At 59.3% G+C, this 23,272-nt stretch carries 18 protein-coding genes; 14 read left to right on the top strand and 4 right to left on the bottom strand.

All coding sequences use genetic code 11. From position 1 onward, the window contains the following. Positions 1–40 precede the first annotated feature (40 nt). The 3 genes from BGE01nite_RS05405 to BGE01nite_RS05395 all read left to right on the top strand — a co-directional run bounded on the left by BGE01nite_RS05405 (position 41) and on the right by BGE01nite_RS05395 (position 2,132). Entirely contained in the window at positions 41–319 is a 279-nt protein-coding gene (locus BGE01nite_RS05405) for a UPF0175 family protein (protein ID WP_146849250.1), read from the top strand. After that, positions 300–785 (top strand): PIN domain-containing protein, encoded by a 486-nt coding sequence (locus BGE01nite_RS05400; RefSeq protein WP_146849249.1) that lies wholly within the window; start codon positions 300–302, stop codon positions 783–785. The genes BGE01nite_RS05405 and BGE01nite_RS05400 overlap by 20 nt, the downstream gene beginning before the upstream one ends. A 93-nt stretch (positions 786–878) precedes the next feature. Next, positions 879–2,132 carry a hypothetical protein gene (locus BGE01nite_RS05395; RefSeq protein ID WP_218032907.1) on the top strand — a complete coding sequence of 418 codons (1,254 nt, stop codon included), beginning with the start codon at positions 879–881 and terminating at the stop codon, positions 2,130–2,132. A gap of 6 nt (positions 2,133–2,138) precedes the next feature. On the opposite strand, the gene BGE01nite_RS05390 is transcribed toward BGE01nite_RS05395, so the two are convergent. Beyond that, positions 2,139–3,395, bottom strand: a complete 1,257-nt coding sequence (locus BGE01nite_RS05390; protein WP_146849247.1) for a DUF1552 domain-containing protein — start codon at positions 3,393–3,395, stop codon at positions 2,139–2,141. A 13-nt stretch (positions 3,396–3,408) separates the two neighbouring features. Continuing rightward, positions 3,409–5,889 (bottom strand): DUF1592 domain-containing protein, encoded by a 2,481-nt coding sequence (locus BGE01nite_RS05385; RefSeq protein ID WP_146849246.1) that lies wholly within the window; start codon positions 5,887–5,889, stop codon positions 3,409–3,411. Between the two features lie 151 nt (positions 5,890–6,040). On the opposite strand from BGE01nite_RS05385, the gene BGE01nite_RS05380 reads away from it, so the two are divergent. The 5 genes from BGE01nite_RS05380 to BGE01nite_RS05360 are packed head-to-tail and all read left to right on the top strand — an operon-like array spanning position 6,041 to position 13,515. Continuing rightward, a complete protein-coding gene (locus BGE01nite_RS05380) occupies positions 6,041–7,687 on the top strand; it encodes a sialidase family protein (protein WP_146849245.1) in 1,647 nt (548 codons plus the stop codon). A gap of 5 nt (positions 7,688–7,692) precedes the next feature. Then, on the top strand, positions 7,693–8,877 hold the full coding sequence (locus BGE01nite_RS05375; protein ID WP_170266610.1) for an FG-GAP repeat domain-containing protein: 1,185 nt from the start codon (positions 7,693–7,695) through the stop codon (positions 8,875–8,877). Between the two features lie 41 nt (positions 8,878–8,918). Continuing rightward, positions 8,919–10,994: a PSD1 and planctomycete cytochrome C domain-containing protein gene (locus BGE01nite_RS05370; protein ID WP_146849243.1), complete on the top strand. Its 2,076-nt coding sequence runs from the start codon at positions 8,919–8,921 to the stop codon at positions 10,992–10,994. Between the two features lie 10 nt (positions 10,995–11,004). Further along, the gene (locus tag BGE01nite_RS05365; protein WP_170266609.1) at positions 11,005–12,024 is read left to right on the top strand and encodes a ComEC/Rec2 family competence protein; all 1,020 of its coding nucleotides are present in this window, start codon (positions 11,005–11,007) and stop codon (positions 12,022–12,024) included. A gap of 6 nt (positions 12,025–12,030) precedes the next feature. Then, positions 12,031–13,515: a DUF1501 domain-containing protein gene (locus BGE01nite_RS05360; RefSeq protein WP_146849241.1), complete on the top strand. Its 1,485-nt coding sequence runs from the start codon at positions 12,031–12,033 to the stop codon at positions 13,513–13,515. Positions 13,516–13,711: 196 nt separating this feature from the next. On the opposite strand, the gene BGE01nite_RS05355 is transcribed toward BGE01nite_RS05360, so the two are convergent. Next, on the bottom strand, positions 13,712–14,746 hold the full coding sequence (locus BGE01nite_RS05355) for an alpha/beta hydrolase family protein (protein ID WP_170266608.1): 1,035 nt from the start codon (positions 14,744–14,746) through the stop codon (positions 13,712–13,714). An 81-nt stretch (positions 14,747–14,827) separates the two neighbouring features. Here BGE01nite_RS05355 and BGE01nite_RS05350 point away from each other — a divergent pair, with 81 nt between their 5' ends. The 6 genes from BGE01nite_RS05350 to BGE01nite_RS05325 all read left to right on the top strand — a co-directional run bounded on the left by BGE01nite_RS05350 (position 14,828) and on the right by BGE01nite_RS05325 (position 21,960). Next, the gene (locus BGE01nite_RS05350; protein ID WP_146849239.1) at positions 14,828–15,739 is read left to right on the top strand and encodes a GNAT family N-acetyltransferase; all 912 of its coding nucleotides are present in this window, start codon (positions 14,828–14,830) and stop codon (positions 15,737–15,739) included. A gap of 57 nt (positions 15,740–15,796) precedes the next feature. Continuing rightward, on the top strand, positions 15,797–17,728 hold the full coding sequence (locus BGE01nite_RS05345; protein ID WP_146849238.1) for a CehA/McbA family metallohydrolase: 1,932 nt from the start codon (positions 15,797–15,799) through the stop codon (positions 17,726–17,728). A 10-nt stretch (positions 17,729–17,738) separates the two neighbouring features. Next, entirely contained in the window at positions 17,739–19,154 is a 1,416-nt protein-coding gene (locus tag BGE01nite_RS05340; protein ID WP_146849237.1) for a neutral/alkaline non-lysosomal ceramidase N-terminal domain-containing protein, read from the top strand. Between the two features lie 85 nt (positions 19,155–19,239). Continuing rightward, positions 19,240–20,556, top strand: coding sequence for a dicarboxylate/amino acid:cation symporter (locus BGE01nite_RS05335; protein ID WP_146849236.1), 1,317 nt, complete (start codon positions 19,240–19,242; stop codon positions 20,554–20,556). Positions 20,557–20,677: 121 nt separating this feature from the next. Then, a complete protein-coding gene (locus BGE01nite_RS05330; RefSeq protein ID WP_146849235.1) occupies positions 20,678–21,415 on the top strand; it encodes an SCO family protein in 738 nt (245 codons plus the stop codon). A gap of 110 nt (positions 21,416–21,525) precedes the next feature. Next, entirely contained in the window at positions 21,526–21,960 is a 435-nt protein-coding gene (locus BGE01nite_RS05325; protein WP_146849234.1) for a DUF420 domain-containing protein, read from the top strand. Between the two features lie 31 nt (positions 21,961–21,991). Here BGE01nite_RS05325 and BGE01nite_RS05320 read toward each other — a convergent pair whose 3' ends face one another. Next, the gene (locus BGE01nite_RS05320; RefSeq protein WP_170266607.1) at positions 21,992–23,245 is read right to left on the bottom strand and encodes an SHD1 domain-containing protein; all 1,254 of its coding nucleotides are present in this window, start codon (positions 23,243–23,245) and stop codon (positions 21,992–21,994) included. Positions 23,246–23,272: the final 27 nt, after the last annotated feature.

Here is a 23,272-nt window from a genome sequence, read left to right as displayed (position 1 = left end):
CGGTCTTGCCAGCTGCTCCCCCGTGCCATAGATTCTAACCATGAAGACGTTGAGCATCCATTATCCAGAATCGCTCCTCGGTTCTCTGCATGTCTCGGAGAGCGAGTTTGAGCGTGAGGCGCGCATGGCCATGGCGGTGAAGCTTTTTGATACGGGTCGGCTGAGTTCCGGTCAGGCAGCAGAGCTCGCTGACATGCCGCGTGTTCATTTTCTCTATGAGCTGGGCCGCTGGGGTGTCTCTACTTTGCAGACTTCAGAAGACGAGTTAGAGAACGACTTCCACGTCGCACGCAGCCTGCATGACCGTCATCAACACTAGTCCGGCCATCCACCTTCATGCCGTTCTCGTTGACGGTCTTGGTGCGCTTACGCATTTGATCGGCGATATTGTCATTCCCTGGGAAGTGGGACAGGAACTTGCCGCTGGTCATGCCAAAGATAGCACCTGGCATGATATCCAAGCTCTCTCGGGCATCATCCTCCGCAAGTCTGCAGTGACTGTGCATCCACTGCTTTCTGCTCAGATTGACCTTGGCGAGGCCGCAGTCATCCAGACGGCCATGGATGAAGGTCATGAGACTGTGATTCTCGATGACCTGAAGGCCCGCCGGATGGCCCTCACCCTCGGACTGAAGGTCACCGGCACGCTAGGCATCTTGCTCCAAGCCAAACAGGCGCAACAATTGCCCTCTGTCAGCGCAGCTATTGCCACCCTGGAAAGGCGAGGCATGTGGATTGCGCCTTCTGTAGTGGAAAAGGCACTCAAGTTGGCGGGTGAGCTGTAGTGATCCAGGCCTTTGCCCACCCTCGGCACAAATCTCCGTGCCTGATGTTGAAAAGCACTCTACGGTTTCCGTAGTGGAATGCACCTAACCATCATGAACAGCCTCTCCCTCAACCGCCGTCAGTGGCTCGGCGCGGCAACTGCCAGCCTGCTGCTTCCTCGCACCGCAAGTCTTCACGCTGCGGATGTCGTGGGGGAGACGGAGCACTTTCATTATCGCATGCCATCTCTGGACGGGCCTTACATTGACTCGCAGAGGGGCAGCCGCATGTTTGCCTTCAGAGGCACTAAGATCATGCTTTCTGAGGACTGCGGAAAGAGCTGGGCACACACGGCAGAGTTTCCGGAAGCGGAGAACATCACGTTCAGCGTCTTCTTGAAGAATGGGAACATCCTCTTCGCCACGCGCGAGCGGCTCTTCCTGAGCACGGACAATCTGAAGACACATCGCGAGATCATCGTGAAGCGCCCCGATGGCAGTGACTACAAGCCACACACGCCGGTGAAGGCAGACCAGCCAGGCTGGTATTTCCACTCACTGGATGGCGAGCATTGCTTCGAAGTCGGCGGCAAGGAGATGCTGGTGTGGGGGAACTATTGCAATGTGGTCGGAGGGCCCGTGCCGGTGAACATCTACTACTCCACGGACAACGGTGAGACCGTGAAACTGGCCTACTCCTTTGGTCAAAATCCCAAGTTTCAGCAGAAGGATCCTCCGGCAGATGCGCCGCTGCTCGGTGATCCTAACAACAAGTTGATTGCACGCCACATCCACAATGTGACCTACAGTCCCGGCGAGAATGCCTTCTACGCCTGCACGGGTGACATCGACCGCACCTTTGGCAAAGAGTGCCACTGGCTGCGCGGCACATATGATGCGGCGGCGGACAAGTGGGACTGGAAGACTCTCATCAGCGTGGATTCGAACTCGCGCTTCAAATGCGGCGGCATCAACTTCATCGATGGCAAGATCTACTGGATCGCCGATGCCAATGGCCCGGCCATCGCCAATCGACACGACCGCGGCATCTTTGTGTGTGATCCGAAAGACATCACGGACACATCGAAGCACACCATGCTTTTCAATCCGATGTTCGAGTCCGCGAACATGCTGGTGCAGGATGGTGTCTTTGTGGCCACGCACTGCGCGCCGGCTTCCACCTATGCCTGCGGCATCATCTGGTCACCGGACATGGGCAAGACCTGGACGCAGTACGATCTCAAGGAATTCGGTGCGCGCAGCGGCTGCCGCATCCATGCGAAGAACAGCGATGGCTGGTTCCGAATGGACCTGCGCAAAGGCTGGATCGACCGCGCAGAGGTGATCTTTCTCAAGCCAAAGGCATGATCCGCATCACACCTCGCTGAACACACCGGTGCTCGAGCCGAACTTGTCCATGTCGATGTCCATCTGCTGGACCATGCGCACGAAGAGGTTCGAGAGTAGGGTGTTGTTCTGCCGGTCATGGGCGATGTGGCCCGCATGTTTGTAACCGCCCCCGGCCAGGATGATCGGCAGGTTCATGTTGTCGTGGTTGGAGGCATTGCCCAGGTTGCTGGCGTGAAAGATGGAGGTGCGGTCGAGCAGTGAGTGCTCGCCCTCGCTGCTGGCCTTCATCTTGTCCAGAAACTCACCGAAGACCTTCATCTCCGCTTCCTCGATCAAGGAAAGCTGCTCCAGCTTCGCGGGGTCCTGGCCGTGATGCGAGGCATCATGATGGCCGATGGTCACGCCCTGGATCTCCGGCTTGTCCTGGGAGCCAAGCCAGAGCGAGACCACCCGTGTGGAGTCCGTCTGAAAAGCCAGATGCACCAGATCATACCACTGCCGCGTGCGCTCCACGAGCTGCGCGCTGCTCAGTTCCTGCGGCAGCTTCACCTCCACCTTCGGCTTTGGAGTGAGCTGCCAGGTTTCATCCTGCTGCAGTTTCTGCTCCGCCTCGCGAATGGAGGATACATAGAGATCCAGACGCTCACGGTCATCGTTGCCAAGCTTTTTGTTAAGGCTGCCAAGCTGGTCACGCACATCATCAAGGATGCTCTGCCCGTCCTTGATGCGGCGCATCTCGCGCGCGGCTTCCTCCACCGTCCCCTGGATGAAGAGCTGCTTGAAAACAGAACCTACTCGATACTCCGGCGGAAGCCGCACACCGCGTCGATTCCACGACGCATTGCCACCGCCAAGAATAAGTGAATTGAACCGTGTCTGTCCTGCCAGACGCGAGGCCACCTCCTGATCAAGCGAGATGCCGTTCTTGATGTCGTTAGGCCGGATGAAGTCCGAATGCACACCGGTGAAGAGACCCACCTCCGCGTAGTGTCCTGCCCCGTAGCGATGTGAGAGGCCGGAGAAGACCGTGAAGTCGTCACGACGGCTCTGCAGATGCTTCAGGTAGCGGCTGGGGACGTAGTCCTTGCCAGCATCTGTCGGGAAAAAGTTCGGCGCATGCATTCCGAGAGGCCGGCCGACCATGAAGAGCCTCTTCGGCTTTGTGGCGGTTTTCCGGGCTTCCGCCGCGCTCACGGGCAGCATGGCATTCAGAAACGGCAGTCCGATGGCGATGCCCGAGGAACGGAGAAATGTGCGGCGGTCGAGGGCTTGGCGTGGCATGGCGGTGATGGGCTTATTTGTTTCTAAACGGGCGGCTCTGCACGATCTCATGCACGAGCGTGCGCAAACCGTAGTTCTTGGTTTTCACAGTGCTGACGACCTGCTCGATGACCTCACGGTCCGCAAACTGAGGCTCGGCGCCCGTGGCATAGGTCAGTAATCTCTCGGCAAGGTTACGGGCGATCTGATCCGGATTCTCCAGAAGGATGCGCTTGTAGTCCTCAATGCTGGTGAAGGTCCTCCCATCATGCGTGACGCCGCCCATTTCGACATCAGGTCCACGATAGATCGCACGACCGGAGTAACCCGGAATCGACACAGTGCTTGGCTTCGCCGGACGCACGGAGACGCGATAGAAATCACGATAACCACCGATGGGATCAAAGGTCTCCAGCGCGAAGCCGGGCGGATCAATGTGCTGATGACAGGAATTGCACGCGGCGATGTGGCGGTGCTTGTCGAGCTGCTGGCGGATTGTCGTCGCGCCGCGGATATCCGGCTCGATCGCTGGCACATCCGGAGGTGGTGGCGGAGTGCCAGTGCCGAGCATGTGTTCCAGCACCCACTTCCCACGCAGCACGGGCGAGGTGGTGGTGCCGTCCGCGGTGACTTTCAAAACACTGCCATGCGTCATCACCCCACCACGGTGGGATCCCAGAGGAAGACTCACACGGCGAAACTCTGACTGCGGAACAGACGACGACTTGGAATCAGTCGCAGCCAGGGGCGGCTTCGCGGCCTCAAAAGCCTCCGCAATACGGTAGTGATCCGCGAGCCTGCGATTCACCAGCGTCCAGGATGAATCGACGAACTCGAGCACACTGCGATCATTCTGCAGCACATCATCAAAGAAGCGGCGCGTCTCTTCCGGCATGGCCCAGAGCAGCGTGCCGTCAAAGTCACCGTAGAGATTCGGATCCGGGATGGTCGCGTCCATCTTGCGGAGCTCCAGCCACTGACCGGTGAAGTTTTCCGTGAACCCACGTCCGCGTGGAGACTTGAGCAGGCGCTCCGTCTGCTGGTGCAGCACCTCCGGCTTCGTCACATCAGCGGCGAGCAGTTCGGCATCCGGCGGAAGCGAGGTGAGGAAATAGGCGAGACGATTCGCGAGCGCATGACGCTCAAGCACACCAGGCGCTTCCTGGAAGAAGAGAAACTGCGGCGAGGTGAGCACGCTCTTGTAGCCAAAAATCATCGCATTCACAAAGCTCTCACCAGCATCCAGCTTTGTGTGAACCTTGCTGATGAAGTGCGTCAGTGTGGCCTCATCTACTGGACCACGGAAAGCCCGCGGGATGAAGGCGCGCAGCAACTTGTCAGCATCTTCCTTCGGCGCGGCACTCACAGGCTCCAGCGGATCGTTGAGCCATTGGTAAATGTTGTTACGCTTGCTCCAGTCCTGGGTCCTCTTGCCTTCCGCCCTGGCTTTGACGACGGATTTCGGCATCAGCTCCGCATTGCCAAAGAGCGTTCGATAAGCAGGGGTCGGAAATTCATTGATCGGGCCTTCAATCTCCAGCCACTCGATGAGGAATCCAGGCCCCTTGTACCTCTCGATCGGCTGCTTGGTGGCGCGGATGTCCCAGTTGAGCTGAAGCTGCAGCACAAAGGCCTCGCCAGCATCCAGCTCGATCTCAGTCTCGATCACACGGGGCGCTCCGGGCGGAAGGTCCACCATGTCGCGGACCACCGGCGGCTCGCGGCCACGATCCACCGTGCAATAGGAAACAGGCACGGGCACATTCGCCTCACCCACCGCACTCGCGGACATGCGCACTCGATAGCGTCCCGCGCCGTTCACATGCGGCGTGCAGACCAGCCCATAGCGCGGCAGCTTGCTGTAGACGACCAGCGCATCGCCCTTGATGTAGCAGCTGCGCGTGAGTGTCTGCTTAAAATTGTTGCCCGTGTCCGCGATCTGGCGACCGGTGCGGCGATCACTCACCGGCAGATGCGGATGAATCGGAATCGCTGAGTTCACCGCCTTCTCCGCCGCTTCTTGATATAGCAGAAGATGGGTCGAGGACAGGTCCAGCACCGCGCTCACATTATCAAAGCCACCAGCGCTGTTTTCCTCCGGCAGCACCTCCTTCAGTTTCACGCGTGTGCCGATGAGGTCACGCACGGTGTTCTCATACTCAGTGCCGTTCAGGCGGCGCAGGGCAGTGCGGCCTTGGGTGCGCTGCTTTTCCAGAGACGCTGCGTGCAGAGAGTCACTGAGGAGTTTCAATGCCTCATCCTTCATGGCCTGCGGAGGTTGGTCAGACTTCTTGGGCGGCATCTCACCCGCCGCCATGCGGTCATGCACCTTGGTCCAGGTGCTGAAGCTCACCTCCTGATCGAGCTGCAGCTTGCCTTTCTGCACGTCCTCGCCGTGACACTCGAGACAATGCGTTTCGAGCAGCGGCTTCAGCTTGTCCGCAAACGATCCCGGAGCGGCCCAGGCAGAGGCGCTGAGAAGGCAAAAGACGGAGGCGGCAAAACGGACAAACATGGTGGCCGGACTTCAACGTGCGGGAAGCCCTGGCCTTTGCTCAGATCCCGCAGGATCCCTCTGAGAAATCAGAGCCGCCCGGTGGACTCTCCACGCGACCTGAGGTTTTCCTGGAAGTCGGCGCCTTCCTGCCCGTTTCTCGTGACCACGCATGAACACACGCCTTCTCCTGCCGCTGTTCGCCTCGCTTTCCCTTGGGGCCGCTGAGCCGCCGAAGGATTTCGGCCCGCTCAATACCTACAACGCAGTGACCATGCCGGACGGCACCCTGGAGTCCTTTCACCGGCGCGCGCTCGATGGCAAGGTGCACATCTTCCGCCAGCGCTCCACCGACAACGGCGCCACCTGGAGCGAGAAAGAAAGCGCGCATCTGCTGCCCGTCGAACCCTGGGGCGGCCCCACGCCTCTGCTCAGCAAGGATGGCGAGCTGCACTTTGTGCTCACCAAGCTGCGCGGAGAGGGCCGCAAGCCCAACGTGAGCCGCTTCATCGACCTCTACCACATGAGCTCGACCCATGGGCGCACCCAGTGGACCGAGCCGCAGCGCATCTACGAGGGCTACTGCGGCTCATTGCAAGGCATGTTCCAGTTGAAGAGCGGACGCATCCTCGTGCCATTCGCTGACTGGCTGCCAAATGTGCCCAGCACACCGCCTTCAGGACCCAGCGTCACCATCTGCATGTACTCCGACGACCTCGGCAAGACCTGGAAGCGCTCAGAATCCAAGCTCATCGCTCCCTGCCACGATGGCTTCAATGGCGCGAACTACGGGGCCTGTGAACCCGTGCTCACCCAGCTCAAGGACGGCCGCGTGTGGATGCTCATCCGCACCCAGGATGGCACCTTGTATGAGTCGTTCTCTGAGGACAATGGCACCGGGTGGTCCGATGCGCAGCCTTCACGCTTCCACTCCTCCAACTCTCCCGCATTTTTGATTAGGCTTCGCGACAAGCGTCTCGTTGTCTTTTGGAACAACGCGGAGCACTGCGAGCGTGTCGGAAAAGATGGCGTGTATTCAGGTCGTGATGCCTTGCACGCGGCCATCAGCAGTGATGAAGGCGAGACCTGGCGCGGCTTCCGCGAGGTGTATCGTGATCCCACGCGCAATGCATCTCCACCCAAGGATGGAGATCGCGGCACTGCCTATCCTCACGCCACGCTGGCAGACAAAGGCAAGAAAATTTACCTCGTCTCCGGCCAGGGTTCCAGCCTGCGTCATCGCTTCCTGATTGATCCCGAGTGGCTCATGGAGACCAAACAGACTGAGGACTTTTCCAAGGGGCTCGATGCCTGGCATCTGTACAAAGGCGTCGGCAAACCGGAGCGTTGGTGGCGTGATCGCGTGCAGGGTCCGCAGCTCATCCCGCATCCCGACAAGCCAGATGCCAAGGTGCTGCACATCCGTCGTCCCGATGACAATGATCCCGATGGAGCCACCTGGAACTTTCCCGCAGGCACCTTTGGCAAGATCACCCTGCGGATCAAGGCACAGGAAGGTTTTGCCGGCGGTCAGGTCAGTCTCGGCGACCGCATGTTTGATCCTTGTGACAACACCGGCGACAAGCTCGCCTGCCACAAACTGGAACTGCCGATCAAGCCCGGCAAATGGCACGAGCTGAGCCTTGATTGGAGCGGCGAGTACTGTGTGTCGACTCTCGATGGCGAGATCCTGGACACCGCTGAAGCCAGCTTCGCCTATCCTAGCGGCCTCAGCTATCTGCGGCTTCGCTCCACCGCGCCCACGAAGGATCCCGCCGGATTCCTGGTCGAATCCGTCAGCGTGGAGGTGAAGCCATGAAGTCCATGCTTTCCGTCCTCGCCATCAGCGCAGGCCTTGCACACGCTGAGCCGCTCTCGCTTGAAGTCATCTCTGCGCCCGGCACAGCCTGGAAACGTCACACCATCGATAACACCTCACGCGGTGCTGACGGTGTGAAGCTTGGCGACATCAATCACGATGGCCTTCAAGACATCGTCACCGGCTGGGAGGAGGGCGGCGTGGTGCGTGTGTATGTGAATCCAGGCATCGCAAAGGCTCGCGAGCCCTGGCCGCAGACCACCGTGGGCAAGGTGAAGAGTGTGGAGGAGGCCATCTTTGCGGATCTGGATGGCGATGGAAAGCTGGAGGTCATCAGCGGCACCGAGGGCAAGGATTGCAAGATCTACTGGCATCGCCCAACCAATGATGCTTGGAAGACGGAAGTCTTTCCTGCTACTGCAGGCACACAGATGTGGATGCAGGTGGCCGCGCTCGATCTTGATGGCCAGCATGGAGTCGATTTGCTCGTTGCTTCCAAAAGCAAAGGCGCTGCCATCGGCTGGCTCCAGTCACCCGCGAAGGCGGATGATCTCAACGCCTGGTCCTACCACAAGCTGCGGGATGCAGGCTGGATCATGTCCGTCACTCCAGATGACATGGATGCGGATGGTGATCTCGACGCTGTCTTCACGGACCGCAAAGGCGAGCGAACCGGCGTGTTCTGGCTGGAGAATCCTGGCGCTGCGGCGAATCGCGATCATGCAGCATGGAAAGAGCACGCCATTGGCGCGCTGGGCAAACAAGTCATGTTCGCGGACATCGGCGATGTGAATGGCGATGGTCTCGCGGACATCGCAGCGGCCGTGAAGCCTGTCGAGATTGTGCTCTTCCTGCGCCAGAAAGAGGGCGGATGGCGGGAACAGATCCTCATGCTCGATGGCGCGAATCTTGGAGATGCCAAGGCCGTGAAGATCGCCGACTTAAATGGCGACCAACTCCCCGATCTGGCCTTCACCTGTGAAAATGCCAAGGGCGAGCGAGAGGGCATCCTCTGGCTGGAGCAGCAGCGCAGCGGCCCTTGGAAGCAGCACACGCTCGGCGGTCCGCAGGGACTGAAGTATGACCTCATGCAGAGCCTGGATCTGGATGGTGATGCTGATCTCGACATCATCACCTGCGAGGAACGCGACCAACTGGGCGTCGTGTGGTATGAGAATCCGCATCGTTGAGCAAAGGTTGTGCTCTTCGTGCCGTATTAAGCAGCCCCCCGATGCGGATTCGTCTCTCCAGCCTTCTTCTCAGTCTGTCGATCCTCACGGCAGGCTCTCTGTGCGCGGCTGATAAGACCCTCAGCTACAACCGGGATGTGCGACCCATCCTCGCCTCCAAATGCTTCGCCTGCCACGGGCCCGATGAAGACAAGCGCGAAGCTGATCTGCGTCTCGATGTGCGTGGGGAGCATTTTGATGACAAGGCCATCACGGAGCGCATCGAAACCACGGACCCGGACGACATCATGCCTCCGCCGTCCTCGCCCAAGCCGCTCACACGCGAGGAGGCAAACATCCTCAAACGCTGGATGGCCGCGGGTGCCAAATATGAGCAGCACTGGGCCTTCATGCCCATTCAGCATCCGAAGGCCACCGCTGGCATGGATGGCTTCATCCGCGCTGAATTGCAGAAGCATGATTTAAAGCCTGCTGCGCGTGCCAATGCCGCCACACTCATCCGCCGCGTGTTTTTGGATCTTACCGGCCTGCCACCGACTCCGGCAGACATGGCCGAGGCAGCGAATTTCACCGATGAAAAATATGCGGCCCTTGTGGAGCGCCTCCTCGCCTCGCCGCATTTTGGTGAGCGCTGGGGCCGCCACTGGCTGGACATGGCGCGCTATGCCGACTCAAACGGTTTCCTCGGTGATGGTCTGCGTAAAAACGCCTACCGATATCGCGACTGGGTCATCCAGGCCTTCAATAGTGATCTGCCCTTTGATCAGTTCACCATTCAGCAGCTCGCTGGTGATCTTGTAAATGAGTCGGCCGTGGTCGGAACGGGTTTCCATCGCAATGCCGCGCTAAACACCGAGGCAGGTGTCGACAAGGAAGAGGCGCGTTATCAAAACCTCGTCGACCGCGTGAACACCACGGGACGTGTCTGGCTCGGTCTCACTGTTGGTTGCGCACAGTGTCACACACACAAGTATGATCCCATCACCATCCGGGATTACTACAGCTTCTACGCCTTCTTTGACAACACCGAGGACCGCGATGACCCGAAGACCCAGGCACCGATGCTGGCCGAGGTGAGCAAGGACCGCCGCCAGACTTATGTGCACATGGCGGGGGATTACACACGCCGCGGCCCGGATGTGATGCCCGCTACGCTTTCCGCGCTGCCTGCCAAGGTCGGCAACACGCGCCTGGACCTCGCCAAGTGGATCGTCTCGCCGGAGAATCCGCTGACGTCCCGCGTGGCCGTGAACCACATCTGGAGCAAGCTCTTCGGCACTGGCCTTGTGCGCACTCCGGATGACTTCGGCACCAGTGGTGAATCACCCTCGCATCCGGAGCTGCTGGACTGGCTCGCCACCGAGTTCATGCGCAATGGCTGGAGCCGCAAGCAGCTCATCAAGCTCATCCTGATGAGCGAGACTTATCGCCAGTCCTCATCGTATCGCGGAGACATCGTGGAGCTGGATCCGCTGAACCGTCTGCTCTCGCGCCAGAACCGCATCCGTCTCGATGCCGAGATCCTGCGTGATTCTGTGCTTGCTGTCAGCGGCCTGCTGAAGCCAGGCATCGGCGGCCCCAGCTTCCGTCCGCCGCTGCCCGAGGATGTGTTTGATGTCGGTCGCTCGAAGAACTGGGAGGTCAGTCCTGGAGATGAGATCTACCGCCGCAGTCTCTACATCATCACCCTGCGCAGCGTGCTCTATCCCGCGCTCACCACCTTTGATGGTCCTGATGCTGCGGAGGCCTGCGTGCGCCGCGAACGTAGCAACACACCACTGCAAGCCCTGACCATGATGAATGAGGCCGTCTTCGTTGAAGCCGCACAATCCCTGGCCATACGCGCTTTGAAAGAAGGCCCTTCTGATGTCTCAAGGCGCCTGCAAACCCTCTTTGACCTCGTGCTGAACCGTCAACCCCGTGGCGAGGAACTAGATCGCCTTCAAGCCTTCCACGCCGAACAAAAAGCGCGTGTGAATGCTGGAGGCCAGGAAGCGCTCCGCATCCTCGGCAGCCATGAGAAGGATGTTTCACCGAAGGAAGCCCTAGAAGCCGCCACCCTCGTCTCCACGGCACGAGTGCTCATGAATCTGGATGAGTTCATCAACCGCGAATGAAGCAATCCAGATGATCCGACTGAAACATCTGCTTCTGGCTCTGCTCGGCACTCTGTGCATGAGCATCAGCTCCGCCTCGGCTGCTGAGCATACCTTTAGTTTCAGTGTGCTGGAGATCCCTGACATCCAGCGTGGCGCTGGACTCGCCATCATCATGCGCACGCCTTCGGGCAGGACATGGCTCTATGACACCGGCACGGCTCATCCGGAGAAGCTGTCATCTGATGGATGGCTCGCGAAGTTCAATGCGGGACGCGATGTGGTCGCGCCAGCCTTGAAGAAATTGGGAGTGAGCAGCATCGATGGCGTCTTCATCAGCCACGCGCACTATGATCACTTCGGCGGCCTGCTGTGGCTGAAGGATCACTTCACCATCCACAAGCTCATCGACTGCGGCTACGTCTTCCGCAGTGACAACCCCGATGACTTCATCGGCACGAACAAATCCGAGCTCGATCACTACGATCAGGTGCGCGACGAGTTCAAGGCACGTGGCGCCCACATCACCGCTCTGGCGGGTCAGACCCTGGACCTTGATCCTGATCTGAAGATCGAGGTGATCGCACCTCCGAGAAGCTACTTCCAAGATCCGAAAATCGACACACGGCAGAAGCACGACACACCTTCGCACTTCCTGGTGAACGCGAACTCACTCGCGCTGCGCATCCAGTTTGGCGACGTCGTCTTCTTTCTTCCGGGCGATATCCAGACCGAGGACATTGAGGCAAATCTCATGCCCTTCGTGGATCCGGCGAAGCTGAAGTGTCACATCCTCGTCGCGCCTGGTCATGGCATTCACCCAATCCCCAAGGCCTTTGGTGAAGCCACGCATCCGGAAGTCTCCATCGCGAGCGTGTTTCCTCGTTATGCCCGGGGCATCCGCTCCACACCTGATTTGAAGAAGCTCGGCACCAAGACCTACGTCACGGGCTTGAACGGCGATGTCCACGTTGTCACCGATGGCAAGACCTATGAGGTCACCACCGGGCGGAAGGATGACGCTGGAGCAAAGGAACCCGCCAAGCCTTAAACCACCATGTCCCCCTACGAACAGCTCATGAACCAGACGCGGCGCGATTTCCTCGCGACGAGTTCGTGCGGACTGGGGACACTGGCTCTGGCCTCGCTGCTAAAGCAGGATGGATTGCTGGCAGAAGAGGCGAGCATGCCAGCCAATCCGTTGGCCACGCGCATGTCGCACTTCGCGCCGAAGGCGGAGCGCTGCATCTTCATCTTTCTGGAGGGCGGGCCCTCACAGATGGATCTCTTTGATCCCAAACCGCTGCTGAACAAATACGATGGCCAGCCGCTGCCTGACTCCATCGTCGGCAATGCGAAGTTTGCCTTTCTACAGAAGGACTCGGCCACGGTGATGGGCACCAAGCGGGTGTTTAAGAAGCACGGCAAATGCGGCATGGAGATCAGTGATCTGCTTCCGCACATCGCCACCTGTGCGGATGACATTGCGCTGGTGCGGTCCATGCACACGACTCAGTTCAATCACCTGCCCGGCCAGCTCATGCTGAACTGCGGCGCGGCCTTGCTCGGACGTCCGAGCGTCGGCTCATGGGTCACGTATGGTCTTGGCAATCTCTCGCAGGATCTGCCGTCCTATGTGGTGATGGTCAGCAAGGGCCGCGGTCTTCCCGGCGGCAGCTCCACCTGGTCCAGCGGCTTCCTGCCCTCCTCCTATGGCGGTGTGATGTTTCGCAATGGTGCCTCGCCCGTGCTGAACCTGAACAATCCTGATGGCATCACGCCGGAGATGCAGTCCGCGAGCATCAACGCGCTAAATGACCTGAATCGGCTTCAGCACAAGCACATCGGAGATCCCGAGATCGCGGCTCGTATCAACAGCTACGAGCTTGCCTTCCGCATGCAAAGCTCCGCGCCGGAACTAGTGGATCTCAGTGGCGAATCTCGGGCCACGCTGGATGCGTATGGCGTGGATCGCGATGAGCCACCCATCAAGAGCAACCTCGGCGGCATCGGCAACTACCAGACCTTCTCGCGTCATTGTCTGAATGCGCGACGCATGGTGGAGCGCGGTGTGCGCTTCGTGAACATCATCCACGCCTCCTGGGATCATCACAGTGCTCTCGATCCACAGCTCGCGCACAACTGCCAGATGGTGGACCAGCCCATCGCCGCTCTATTAAAGGATCTCAAACAACGCGGCCTGCTCGATACCACACTTGTGGTTTGGGGATCTGAATTTGGTCGCACCGCCCTCGGCGAGAACCGCAAGGGCTTCAAGAAGGTCACGGGCCGCGATCATCATCCAGGCGCCTTCAGTCTCTGGATGGCCGGCGGCGGTGTCAAAGGCGGCCAGGTGTATGGCGAGACCGATGACTTCGCCTGGCATGTCGCGCGCGATCCTGTGTCCATTCACGACTTCCACGCCACCATCCTGAATCTCTTCGGCCTCAATCACAACAAGCTCACCTACCGCTTCCAAGGCCTCGACTTCCGCCTTACCGGCGTGAACCCCGCGAAGGTGGTGAAGGGGTTGATTGCTTGATAATTTGGAAGAGCGCGGCAGCGTCCTGGAGTGCGCCTGCCCTCTGGCGCTCTTGAAGGCCTAACGAAAAAGTTCACCTCGCCAAACTTTGATGATCAACCGAGGTCCATTCGCCTTCAGAACTTCGTGAATCATCCGCTCCGTCGGAGAGCGCCGGAGGTCCGGCGCACCCCAGGACGCTCCGCGGCTTCGATGTTCACTTCCCGCTCTCGCTGAGCTCCATTTGGATCGGGATGATGTCCTTGATCTCCCACACCACAGTCGATCCTTTACGCTGCATGGACAGCCAATTGAGCGCGGCTTGATGGACGATCTCATGGCCACCTTCAAAAATCGTGACACGCGTGTTGCCACTGGTGGCGCGGAAGATCGGCGGATGAATGCCATACACAGCATCAGGCGCCGCCGCTGACCATCCCGCAGGCAGCTTCTGCATGGCGTAGAAGCTCTCAATGCCTGCCAGATCCAGCCGGGCCTCAGTCTTCACCGCTGCATTGTAGGCGCGCAGCGAATGCTCGAACGGCACGCTGCCAAGGCGGCCGTCATGAATGCCATGCGAGATATCTAGCGGCACTGAGGCTGCATTCGCGAGACAACTTTCCGGCGAACGTTTCCAGGCATCGGGATCATCCTTGGCGGGGACTTTGCCGAGAGCCGCCTCGATGTTCTTGGCGTAGCGATCGCTCTTGCCAGCCTTCGTGTGCTCCGCATGCCAGCGGCCCAAATCACCGATGCCACACCAGGCGCTGACACCGGCCCAGATTTCGGGATGACGTCCGGCCATGAGCATCGCCATGTGTCCGCCACCACTCACGCCAATGAGATAGATGCGGTTTTCATCGACTGCCGTCTGCTTCTTCGCCCACTCGACAGCTTCCACAATGTCCTGCACCGCACGATCACTGCCCAATGCCTGCGGCGTGTTGTTCGGTCCGCGAAAATCCGGATGCACAAAGGCCCAGCTCTGTGCCAGGCACCACTCAGCATACACAACATCTCCACCCGTTGAGGCATAGGTGCTGCTCCAGGTATGCAGGCCCACGAGCAGCGGCTTTTTCTCCGAAGCCTCGGGTGTGAACCACATGGCCTTCTGCTCAGCGCCATCACTGACCGGAATGCTCACAGACTTCACAGATGCAGGCCAGGTGACCGGCTTCTTGGCCACCGGCGCGGTTTGAGCCGATGCGATAAGCGAGAAGGCCAGGCTGAGCAGATGAAGGACACGAATCATGAGGAAGGGAGAACGTGACACAGCTTCCGCTTTTGCCAAAAGGCTTGATCTCAAGGGGACTTCCATGCTGCTTTGAACCTCATGCCGATCCAGATCCAACCCGCCCAGCCACATCATCGCGATGAACAAGCGAAGCTCGTGCATGCCTCGCTGGATGTCTGGCATCGCACACGGTTGAACATGGACCGCTTTGGTCGTGCGTGGGAGCCCTTTCGTTTTCTGGTGGATACCTATGCAGCGCTCGATCCAGGCTGTAGCGTCGTGGCCGTGGATGAATCCGGCGCACTGCTCGGCACCGCCTTTTATCATCCGCGTGAGACCCATGTCGGCGTGGGTGTGGTCAGCGTGAATCCAGAGGCCTTCGGTCGTGGTGTGGCACGTGCCATGATGGAAGAAATCATCCGCATCGCCGAAGGCAAGCCGCTGCGTCTCGTCTCCAGCGCAATGAACCTGGATTCGTTCTCGCTCTACACGCGGCTCGGCTTTGTGCCGCAGGTCACTTTGCAAGCTGTCACACTGCAGGTTCCAAAGGACGGACTCCCTGGCGCCAGCACACGCCTGCGTGCTGCCACAATGAATGATGTCCCTGCCATCGCCGATCTGGAGATGCGGCTGAATGGCATCCGCAAGGAGAAGGACTACCGCTTCTTTGTGGCGAATGCCACCGGTGGCTGGCGGCTTTCGATCATCGACAAGCCCGATGGCTCACCGGCAGGATTTCTCGCTGCATCTGTGCATGCGAATGATCGTCTGCTAGGCCAGGGCGTGGCCGAGGATGACGCCACGATGCATGAGCTGGTTCATGGCACGCTCGACCAGCATTTTCGGGGTTCAGAGACAGTGTGGCTCATTCCTGTGGGATGCACAGGACTCGTGCGTCAGGCCTATGGCTGGGGCGCGCGCAACCGTGAGACCCATCTCTTCAATGTCCTCGGTGATGCGCCTCCCATGCGCGGTATCACCATCCCCACCTTTCTCCCTGAAAGTGGCTGAGACAAAATAGAACTCAGAGTGGTATGCCAGAGTCCGTATGAATGAGTCGTGCAACGCATGATCACCCGCATGAGATGGCTGCCGTCTCTTCTTTTCGTTCTCGGAGCCTTTGCAGGGGTTTCCGCTCAGGAAATCATCATCGAGCCCAAGACACTGCATCTCGGCAAGGCGGGCCAGTTTGAATGGGAGACCTTCAAGGACAAGCCCGTGGATGCGGAACGATTCGAGAGACGTTTCGAGGGCAAAGCCAACACCACAGAACACACCCTGCGCATCTGGCAGCGAGACGTCAAACTTGGCTGGCCAGTGATGCTGAATGGTCGACGCCTCGGCACACTAACGACGGCAGAAACACCCTTAGAGTGTGTGCTGGCGCTGCCCGCAGGCGCATTGCGTGAAGGTGAGAACGTCTTGATCATCGACGCAACCCCAGGACTCGATGACATCGAAGTCGGCCCCATATTTCTAAACTCCAAGCCGGTGAATGAAGCCATCAGCGGCGCCACCCTGCAAGTGACTGGCGATGACCTGCCCTGCCGGCTCACACTGACAAGGAGGGACGGCACCTTGCAGCCGCTTCGCGCGGAGCCTGCGAGCGATGTCGCGGTGAGAACCGGAGTGGTGTACACCAAGAATGGCCGCGCGACGATCTCCGTGCCTCCAGGCGAGTATGTGCTGCACGCGGGTCGCGGCTTCGAATGGAGTGTGGAGCGCTTGGAAGCGTCCCTGAAAGCAGGCGAAATCAGAGAGGTCACGGTGAAGCCAAAACGTGAAGTGGACACACGTGGATGGATTTCGGCTGACAGCCACATCCACACGCTCACCCACAGCGGCCATGGCGATGCTAAAATCGAGGAGCGCATGCTGACCATCGCGGGAGAAGGCATCGAGCTCGCCATCGCCACAGATCACAACCATCACACAGATTATGCGCCCGTCGCGGCAAGTGTGGGTGTGGCGCAGCACTTCACTTCCATCATCGGTAATGAAGTCACCACCAAGCAGGGCCACTTCAATACCTTCCCCGTCGCGCCTGATGCCAAGCTTGTGGATCACAACGAACTCGATTGGACGAAGCTCATCCCGACGATGCGCGCGACTCCTGGCGTACAGGTCATCACACTGAATCATCCGCGCGATCTGCACAGCGGCTTCGTGCCGCTCGGCGGTGTTCAATTCAATGCGCAGACCGGCAAACATCGCCACGCCGAGGCACTCAAGATTGATGCGCTGGAAGTCATCACCTCCGGCGCCATGCAGTCAGACATCCATCTGCTCTTTCGCGACTGGTTCGCGCTGCTCAATCGTGGACATCGCATCGCCGCGGTGGCCTCCAGTGATTCCCATGACGTGAACCGCTTCATCCTCGGCCAGGGCCGCACCTATGTGGCCGCGAAGGATGACAACATCACACAGCTTAATCTCGATGAAGTCTGGCGCAGCTATCATGAAGGCCGCCTGCTCGTGAGTTTCGGCCTGCTGGCAAATCTGAAGGTGAATGGTCGCTTCGGAGTCGGCGATCTCGCCACGAAGCTGGGTGATGAAATCGAAGTCGAAGCCATCGTCAGCGGTCCTGCATGGACGAAGGCTGATCATGTTGAGCTCTTCGCCAATGGCATCCGCATTCGCGAGCAAGCCATCGATGATCCAGGCAAAGCGGGAGAGAAGGCACGCATCACCTGGAAGCTACCGAAACCTTCGCATGATGTGCATCTCGTGGCCATCGCAACCGGACCCGGCATCACCGAAGCCTTCTGGGAGATTCCGCGCCCGTATCAACCGACCAGCAAGACACTCCGTCCACGCGTGATCGGCGCCACGAATCCCGTGTGGTTGGATGTCGATGGCAGCGGAAATTTTGAGGCTGCGTTCACCATCGCCCAAAATCTGATCACACAATTTCGCGATGATCCCATCAAGCTGGAGGAAAGCCTGAAGAAGCATGACAAGGCCGTCGTAATTCAAGCTCGCGACATCCTCCCGCGCTGATTCAACCACCATGAAATCAACTCTGCTCAGCCTGTTGTTCGTTCCTGCGGCTCTGTATTCCGCCGATGCACCGAAGCTCCGCGCAGGCGCCGCTGCTGTGGACATCACCCCCACGCAGTTTCCCATGAACATGCCCGGCGGCTTCAGTGCAAACATGGCGGAGAAAGCGCATGATCCCTTTCATGCACGCGCGCTGGTGCTGGATGATGGCAAGACCACACTGGCCATGGTGGTGGTGGACAATCTCGGCGCAGGTCCGGATGTGTTGAATGAAGCCAAGGCCATCGCCGCAGAGAAGACCGGCATGTCGGCGGACAAGATGCTCATCAGTTCCACGCACACGCACAGCGGCCCGTCGTTGAACACACGCAGCGAGCCCGCAGCCGCCTACTACAAGAAGTTCGTCGAAGGTGTCGCCGGTTCCATCATCCAGGCGCATGCCGCCTTGAAGCCCGCCTCCGTCGGCATGGCCGCGCATCCGCTGCCAGATGAAGTCTTCAACCGCCGCTGGTATCTGAAAGAAGGCAAGATGCCGCTGAACCCCTATGGCCGCTTTGACCGCGTGAAGACCAACCCCGGCACCGATCCGAATGTGATCGATCATCCCGCAGGTCCCACCGATCCAGACATCACGGTCATCTCCGTGCAGGGTGAGAAGCGCAGACCACTGGCCTTGTTCGCAAACTACTCGCTGCACTATGTCGGTGGCGCGCCGGGCGGCGAGATGTCCTCAGACTACTTTGGTGAATTTGCCCGCGTCATGCCTTCACGTCTGCGGGGCGATGAAACTTTCGTCGCCATGATGTCCAACGGCACCTCCGGTGACATCAACAACATCCCCTTCGGCGTCACACGTCCTCCACGCGAGCCGTTTGAGCAGATCCGCATTGTGGCACAGAAGGCCGCGGACACCGCTTGGTTCGCGCAGAAGAAGATCGAGAAGCATCAGGGTGATCTGCGCCTCGGCATGCTGCAGCGTGAGGTCACGCTGAAGTTCCGCAAGCCCACACCGCAGCAGTTGGAAGAGGCCAAGCTCATCATGGCCATCAAGGACAAGGCTGAGATCGAGAAGCTGCCGAACCGTGCGAAGAACTATGCTGGCAGTGCCGTGAATGCTGCCGAGCGCCCTGAGGAGACTCTCACCGTCAAACTGCAGGCCATCCGCATCGGCGACTATGCCGTGTGCGGCATTCCGTTCGAGACCTTCGTTGAGATCGGCCTGGACCTAAAAAAACGCAGCCCTTTCTCCAAGACCATGGTCATCGGCCTGGCCAATGGCAAACACGGCTACCTGCCCACTCCGGAGCAGCACAAGCTCGGCGGCTACGAAACCTGGCTGGGCACGAACCAGGTGCAGGAGGACACCTCCGTGATCCTGACGAACAACCTGCTGGAGATGCTGGCCGAGCTGAAAAAGGCCGAGTAGCCCTAAATTCCATCATTGGTTATTCATCACTGCACGCAGACATTTCCTTGCGTGAAGGCCCGGCTTTGGGTTTGATTCCCGCTTCATGTCCACTCCCGCTCCCGCCCCTGTCCGCAAGCCCTGGTACCGCATCCTGTATGTGCAGGTGCTCATGGCGGTCGCGTTAGGCATCGCTCTTGGGTATTTGTTCCCGGAACATGGCAAGGCGCTGAAGCCGCTGGGAGATGCCTTCATCAAGCTGATCAAGATGATGATCGCGCCGATCATCTTCTGCACCGTGGTGCATGGGGTGGCCTCAATGGGTGACTTGAAAAAGCTCGGCCGCGTCGGCGGCAAGACGCTGCTCTACTTTGAAGTCGTCTCCACCATCGCACTGCTCATCGGCCTGCTGGTGGTGAATGTGCTGAAGCCAGGAGCTGGCTTTCATGCCAATGCAGCCGAGCTCGGAGCCTCAGCGGCCAAGACCGCGCATGAGTATGCGGACAAGGCGCACGGCCTGAGCACGGTGGACTTCCTGCTGAACATCATCCCGTCCAGCTTCGTGGGTGCCTTCACCAGTGGCGATCTGCTCCAGGTGCTCTTCATCGCCATCCTCTCCGCCTTTGCACTCACTCACATGGGCGAGCGCGGCCACGGTGTGTTGAACGTCATCGAGCGCACGGGCGAGGTCTTTTTTGCCATCATGGGCATCGTGGTGAAGGCAGCCCCCATCGGTGCCTTTGGCGCGATGGCCTACACCATCGGCAGCCATGGCATCGGCGCGCTGGGGAAGCTGCTGTATCTCATGGTCGGCTTTTATGTCACCGCCGGCTTGTTTGTGGTCTTCGTCTTGGGTGGCATCGCCCGTTGGTGCGGCTTCTCGATCTTCAGCTTCCTCCGCTACATCAAGGAGGAGCTGCTGCTCGTGCTCGGCACCAGTTCGTCCGAAACCGCACTGCCGCTGATGATCCAGAAACTGCGCGGACTCGGCTGCGCCCCCTCCACCGTCGGTCTGGTGGTGCCCACGGGATACAGCTTCAACCTGGACGGCACGAACATCTACATGGCCATGGCGGCCGTCTTCTTGGCCCAGGCCACGGACACGCCGCTGAACCTCAGCCAGCAGATCAGCCTGCTGGTGGTGGCCATGATCACGTCCAAAGGGGCCAGCGGTGTCACCGGCGCAGGTTTCATCACCCTGGCGGCCACCCTGGCCGTGGTGCCAGGCATCCCCATCGAGTCACTGGCGCTTTTGGTCGGCATCGACCGCTTTATGAGCGAGTGCCGCGCGCTTACCAACCTCATCGGCAACGGGGTGGCCACCGTGGCCATCAGTCGCTGGGAAGGAGAATTGAGCGCCGAGACTCTCCGCGAGAACTTGACTCAGTTGGTCGAGCCCGCTCCCCCGCCGACTCCAGGCTGAGAGGCGGCCCCTCCGGGGGCCTAAAGGGTGTGCTTATTCCCAAAAAGTGGGACTTTTTTGACAGGGGACGCCTGGCCGCCGGTCTTGACTCCGGGGCGTAACTCTACATCTCACTTTCAGCATGTCTGCCGCCCCCTCCGCCAACCCGCCTGAAAAGCGCCCGATCAACCCCTGGACCTTCTGGATCCCGATCATCATGATCGTCCTCGGCGTGGCCGTGCTGTACAATTATCTGATCTTTAGCTCCATACAGAAAAAGGAGGACAAGATCACCCTCGCCGACGGCACTGTCCTCCGCCGCCCGCCCTTCATGGGCCGCCTGGAAAAGGACATGGAATTCACCGAGCGCAATGGCCAGAAAGTGCACCTCGCTGACCTGAAGGGGAAGGTCATCATCGCCTCCTGGGTCTTCACCCGCTGCCCCCGTGGCTGCGCAGGCGTGATCGCTAAGCTGAAGAAGCTGTATGATGAGTTCGGCGGCAACCCAGGCATCCAGTTTGTCTCCTTCACCCTCGACCCCGAGGACACCCCGGAGATGATGCAGAAGTTCGCCCGCGGCATCGACATCAAGGACACCGATCACTGGTGGTTCCTCAATGGTGAGAAGGATGTGGTGAGGAACTTCATGACCTTCTCCCTGAAGTTCCGCCCCGTGCAGGACCTGCCGGAGGCCGACCGCCTCACCCCGGACGACAAATACATCCATGACCTGCGCGTGGCCATCGTTGACCACCAGGGGCACGTGCGTGGCTTGTATGACGTGATGAATGGCGATGCCGACACGCAGAAATTCTACGACGAACTGATCCGCACTGAGCTTCGCTACTTCCTGGAAGAGCAGAAGAAGGGACAGCCTTGAGTCTTTACTTCCGTTTACCCGCCTAATCTTTGTTGATCCTGGCTGCTGGGCTGCTTCACAGTTCCCTGCCCACCCAGCTCAGCGACTGCCGGTCCCCGTCAGCTTTCGTCATGAACCCCGAAGACCTCCCGAAACTCTATACCCTTTTCAATGCCTGTGCTCTCCTGCACATCATTCTGGGCGTTGTCCTGATCAAACAGAAGCAAAGGACCGCGCACATCACCAGCATGATCATCGCGCTGCTGTTCTCCACAGCCTTCCTGGGCTGCTACCTGTATTATCACTTCACCGTGGGTCATGTGAAGTTCGCGGGCACCGGCTGGAGCCGCCCTGTCTACTTCACGCTGTTGATCTCACACGTGCCGCTGGCCATCCTGAACCTGCCCATGATCATCATGACGGTGATTCCGGCGCTCCGGAACCGGTTCGACAAGCACAAGCGCATGGCCAAGTGGACCCTGCCCATCTGGGTTTACGTCAGCATCACGGGCATCATCATCTACCTGATGTGCTACGAGTGGTTCGGCCCGCCCATCCGGGCGTGACCAGAGAAAACCTCCCTTGTGAGGAGTCCTCTCACTCGTCGTCAAACTTGACGCCGATGCCGCGAAACTTGGTGATCATGTCTGCCTTCAGTTGATCATCGGTCCGGCCAGCGAGCAGCTTGTTCAGAAACTCCAGCCCGAGATCTGCCGAGGTCTTTCCTGGCGGCCGTGCAGACTTCCCGTCCGTCTCGCGGAAGGAGCGCTCCGCCATCGCAGCCTGGGCCACATCGCGGTAATACTGGTGCAGGCGAGCCCCGCTGCCATCTCCCTCCAGAAAGCCGAAGTAGTACACCAGCAGCAGACCATTGTAGAAATTCTGGATGCGGATCTGCTTCACGTTGCTGCGCTGGTCATCCCAGCCTGCCCGCAGATACTCCACCAGGCCTTTCACCTCCGGCTTCGCGCCGGTGGCCAGATCCAGCTTGATCACAGTTTTGAGCTCTGACTCCAGCCCGGTGAATGAAAGGCCGCCATTGTGATAGGCCACCGTGCGCATGAACTTCTCCAGCCCCAGGGCTGACCATGGCTGGAGCAGGATGCGCATGTCCCCGATCATGAGGCGGGAAGTCATGCCCACCACCTGCCCCTCGTCCTTCTGCTTCGCATCGTAGGCGTACTTGGCTCCCACCTTCTTGAGTCCGATCGAGGTGAACTTGATGAAGACATAGTCGTCCTTGGACCCGGCTGCCGAACCATCAATGCCGCCAAGCTCAATGAAATCCTCGTCCGTCTCCGTGAGGTAGACTTTGAAAAAGTCCCCCTGCTCAGGCTTCGGCTTCCAGCCCCAAGGAAGCTTGTTGAAGGCCAGATGTGTCAGCTCGAAATCACCTGCCACCTCACGCATCACCGTGCCTGCCAGCGGAGCTTTGGCGATGAACTCAAACGGCCCCGACTGATAGTGGTAGTTCCGCTTGGCCTCATCCTGATCACCCGGCGTGATCACCAGCGTCTTGGTGTTCACAGTGATGGGTGCAGGCCAGGCTAGCGGAGCATTCGCAATGGAGGCTGCTCCTGCGGGAGCACCCGGAGTACCGGAGGTTTTGACGCTCTTCAGATATTCCTGATCGGCTTGGCCCAGAGTATTGATGGCCACATTGCTCTTCGTTCCATTTTGAAGCTGCAGCACCACGTTTGCGCCTGAGATCTCCACCAGCGATGCCTGCACCGTACGCCCCTGTTGATTCGTCCAAAGACGCATCGGCTGAGCAGCCGCTTGAGCAATCAGCGACGGGATACTGCCGAGAAGCGAAAGAGTGAGGATAAGAGAGGCGGCGTGGACTTTCATGATGCGAGAGAACACTTTGACGTAAGT

It is taken from the genome of Prosthecobacter gellanilyticus (assembly GCF_007992435.1).
GTDB lineage: Bacteria > Verrucomicrobiota > Verrucomicrobiia > Verrucomicrobiales > Verrucomicrobiaceae > Prosthecobacter > Prosthecobacter gellanilyticus.
The sequence above is the reverse complement of the archived record's forward strand: the minus strand, read 5'-3'. Positions and strand labels throughout refer to the sequence as shown.

What these genes read in the sequence shown, in the direction of transcription:
- BGE01nite_RS05395 (WP_218032907.1), top strand. Translation starts at nt 879, where the DNA reads ATGAACAGCCTCTCCCTCAACCGCCGTCAGTGGCTCGGCGCGGCAACT.
- BGE01nite_RS05360 (WP_146849241.1), top strand. Translation starts at nt 12,031, where the DNA reads ATGTCCCCCTACGAACAGCTCATGAACCAGACGCGGCGCGATTTCCTC.
- BGE01nite_RS05345 (WP_146849238.1), top strand. Translation starts at nt 15,797, where the DNA reads ATGATCACCCGCATGAGATGGCTGCCGTCTCTTCTTTTCGTTCTCGGA.
- BGE01nite_RS05405 (WP_146849250.1), top strand. Translation starts at nt 41, where the DNA reads ATGAAGACGTTGAGCATCCATTATCCAGAATCGCTCCTCGGTTCTCTG.
- BGE01nite_RS05370 (WP_146849243.1), top strand. Translation starts at nt 8,919, where the DNA reads ATGCGGATTCGTCTCTCCAGCCTTCTTCTCAGTCTGTCGATCCTCACG.
- BGE01nite_RS05400 (WP_146849249.1), top strand. Translation starts at nt 300, where the DNA reads ATGACCGTCATCAACACTAGTCCGGCCATCCACCTTCATGCCGTTCTC.
- BGE01nite_RS05340 (WP_146849237.1), top strand. Translation starts at nt 17,739, where the DNA reads ATGAAATCAACTCTGCTCAGCCTGTTGTTCGTTCCTGCGGCTCTGTAT.
- BGE01nite_RS05320 (WP_170266607.1), bottom strand. Translation starts at nt 23,245, where the DNA reads ATGAAAGTCCACGCCGCCTCTCTTATCCTCACTCTTTCGCTTCTCGGC.
- BGE01nite_RS05330 (WP_146849235.1), top strand. Translation starts at nt 20,678, where the DNA reads ATGTCTGCCGCCCCCTCCGCCAACCCGCCTGAAAAGCGCCCGATCAAC.
- BGE01nite_RS05390 (WP_146849247.1), bottom strand. Translation starts at nt 3,395, where the DNA reads ATGCCACGCCAAGCCCTCGACCGCCGCACATTTCTCCGTTCCTCGGGC.
- BGE01nite_RS05380 (WP_146849245.1), top strand. Translation starts at nt 6,041, where the DNA reads ATGAACACACGCCTTCTCCTGCCGCTGTTCGCCTCGCTTTCCCTTGGG.
- BGE01nite_RS05355 (WP_170266608.1), bottom strand. Translation starts at nt 14,746, where the DNA reads ATGATTCGTGTCCTTCATCTGCTCAGCCTGGCCTTCTCGCTTATCGCA.
- BGE01nite_RS05385 (WP_146849246.1), bottom strand. Translation starts at nt 5,889, where the DNA reads ATGTTTGTCCGTTTTGCCGCCTCCGTCTTTTGCCTTCTCAGCGCCTCT.
- BGE01nite_RS05365 (WP_170266609.1), top strand. Translation starts at nt 11,005, where the DNA reads ATGATCCGACTGAAACATCTGCTTCTGGCTCTGCTCGGCACTCTGTGC.
- BGE01nite_RS05335 (WP_146849236.1), top strand. Translation starts at nt 19,240, where the DNA reads ATGTCCACTCCCGCTCCCGCCCCTGTCCGCAAGCCCTGGTACCGCATC.
- BGE01nite_RS05375 (WP_170266610.1), top strand. Translation starts at nt 7,693, where the DNA reads ATGCTTTCCGTCCTCGCCATCAGCGCAGGCCTTGCACACGCTGAGCCG.
- BGE01nite_RS05325 (WP_146849234.1), top strand. Translation starts at nt 21,526, where the DNA reads ATGAACCCCGAAGACCTCCCGAAACTCTATACCCTTTTCAATGCCTGT.
- BGE01nite_RS05350 (WP_146849239.1), top strand. Translation starts at nt 14,828, where the DNA reads ATGCCGATCCAGATCCAACCCGCCCAGCCACATCATCGCGATGAACAA.